The following is a 2,416-nucleotide window of genomic DNA, read 5'->3' as shown; positions in this document are numbered from 1 at the left end:
GGCTATATCCACTGGATATAGCCCCTTTTCCTTTGAACTCCTTCCCCCAAAATAGAAAAAGAGTGTCTCACGACACCCTCAATCTCAAACCTATAATCTAATACTATTATGAAAAAACCACAGTGCAAAGGTAGGCATTATTTTTGATACTTGCAACTATTCTCCTCTCTTTTTATGTTAAAAGATTTCCATAGTAACAAAATGAAAGCAAACAGGCGATATTTCGTGCGTTATATTTATTTTGGCAGTCCATTTAGGGTTATGACTGACATTTATCAATCCTAACACCCAAAACTATTTTTGGACAGGTACAAATAATCAAAGAATGGGCTAATCCTTTGCCCAATTCGTAAAATAATTGTAACTTGCGGTAAAATAGCGAGGCAGCCCCCACGGGGTCCCTCTGTACGACAAACGAATACATTAAATTGATGATTATGGCAAAAAGATTTTATTCATCCATTAGCGTGGCAATGCTCATAGGTCTATTGCTTGCTACCCTCACTTCGTGTGGTGGAAAAGACCCTAAGGAAGTGGCCGAAGAAGCCGTGAAAGCAGAGCTCAATGGCGACCTCGAGCAGTTTTACGACCTACTCACACAGGAGGATAAAGATGCGATGACGCTCGAAAACTTCAAGCATTTTTACACCATCCCAGATGAGCTAGCAGATGCCATCGAATTGATTCCCGAGGTGAAGGAGTCCATCAAGGTAGATAAGTTTACCAGTAGCGTTAATGGCGAAACCGCCACTGTCACCTACTTCATCTACCTGCCCGACCTAGAGAAGATTGGCAACCTCTCACTAGAAGATGCCAAGACCATCCTCTCAATGAAGAGTCACCGACTCAAAGATCTACCCGAGGAGATCCAGAATAAGATCAAGGAGTCTGTGAAGAAAGATGGCGTGCCCACTCGTAGCTACGACAGAAGTCTCAAGCTAAAACGCGAAGGCGATGAGTGGAGGGTATTTCTAGACCTTGCCAATCAGGTCAATTCCCGTATGGTAAAGTCAGTGTATGTACAAAACAATTGATAAATAGATAATTCATGGCAATCGTAACAAGCGACAACAAGCCCTATGTAGTAGGGGTAGACGTGGGGGGTACCAATACCGTTTTCGGCATTGTAGATGCGAGAGGTACCATTATCAGAAGCGATAAGATCAAGAGTACCAATCATATCAAAGTAGAGGATTATATCAAGGAATTGGCAGATGCCATCACCGACCTTGCAAATGACGCAGGGGGAATCGACCAGATCCACGGTGTGGGCGTAGGTGCCCCAAATGGCAACTTCTTTACCGGCTCCATTGACTTTGCTCCCAACCTCCTTTGGAAGGGTCGCATCCCTATGGCCTTCCTCCTTAGCGAAGCACTCAATGGCATTCCTGTGGCACTCACCAATGATGCCAATGCTGCCGCTATCGGAGAGATGACCTATGGAGCTGCTCGTGGTATGAAAGACTTCATCGAGATCACCCTCGGCACAGGGCTAGGGAGTGGTATCGTAGTGGGTGGAAAGCTCGTCTACGGTCACGATGGTTTTGCCGGCGAAATCGGACACACCATCATCCGTCGCAACGGGCGCTCTTGTGGTTGCGGTCGCTTTGGTTGCCTTGAGACCTACTGCTCCGCTACAGGTGTAGCACGCACCGCTAAGGAGTTCCTCACCGCTCGTGAAGATGATAGTCTCCTTCGCACATTCAATATCGATGAGATAACCTCAAAGGATGTCTACGATGCTGCTGTGCAAGGCGATAAGCTAGCACTTGATGTATTTGAGACGACTGGAGCCATCCTAGGCGAAGCACTCGCCGACTCCGTAGCTTACACCAGTCCAGAGGCAATAATCCTCTTTGGAGGACTAACCAAAGCTGGCAATATCCTACTAGAGCCAGTGAAGCGACACATGGAGCAAAACCTCCTCAATATCTACAAAGACAAGGTGAAGATTCTCGTGAGCGAACTCAAAGAGAGCGATGCCGCAGTCCTCGGTGCTAGTGCACTAGGCTGGGAGGCCGACCGCAAGCTACTCACTCTGCTTACAGAGTAACCAAAACCTCACCAATACATCTTGAAATCACCTAGGGGCTCCCCTCTAGGTGATTTTTTTATTACAACCCAAGTCTAATCCCCAGATATATTACTAGAAAGACAGATCGCGATCCACGTAAACAGACCCCCAAAATACCTCCATGCTAGTAGAGCAAAAGTTGAGATGCAACTAAGCAGTTGGTTAGTTGCAACTAAGCAATTGCCGAGATGCAACAAAGCAAATGCTTAGTTGCATCTCGGCAAACGCCTTTATACGACACTGATTTTCAAATGTTTACAAATCAGACCTCAGCACCCCCATTTTAGCCGATTTTTCACCCCATCAGAGCATCAATCAGTAAGGATCCAGGAGAGGTTCTTC

2 protein-coding genes are annotated in these 2,416 nt (G+C 46.3%); both read left to right on the top strand.

Going from position 1 to position 2,416, the window contains the following annotated elements; translation table 11 throughout:
- Window positions 1-437: 437 nt before the first annotated feature.
- The gene (locus QVO39_RS04920; RefSeq protein ID WP_244860704.1) at window positions 438-1,034 is read left to right on the top strand and encodes a nuclear transport factor 2 family protein; all 597 of its coding nucleotides are present in this window, start codon (window positions 438-440) and stop codon (window positions 1,032-1,034) included.
- Between the two features lie 14 nt (window positions 1,035-1,048).
- A complete protein-coding gene (locus QVO39_RS04915; protein ID WP_021903252.1) occupies window positions 1,049-2,053 on the top strand; it encodes an ROK family protein in 1,005 nt (334 codons plus the stop codon).
- Window positions 2,054-2,416: the final 363 nt, after the last annotated feature.

Source organism: Porphyromonas sp. CAG:1061 (assembly GCF_000435035.1).
In the GTDB taxonomy this organism is placed as follows: domain Bacteria; phylum Bacteroidota; class Bacteroidia; order Bacteroidales; family Porphyromonadaceae; genus Porphyromonas_A; species Porphyromonas_A somerae.
This window is presented reverse-complemented; position numbering and strand designations above follow the sequence as displayed.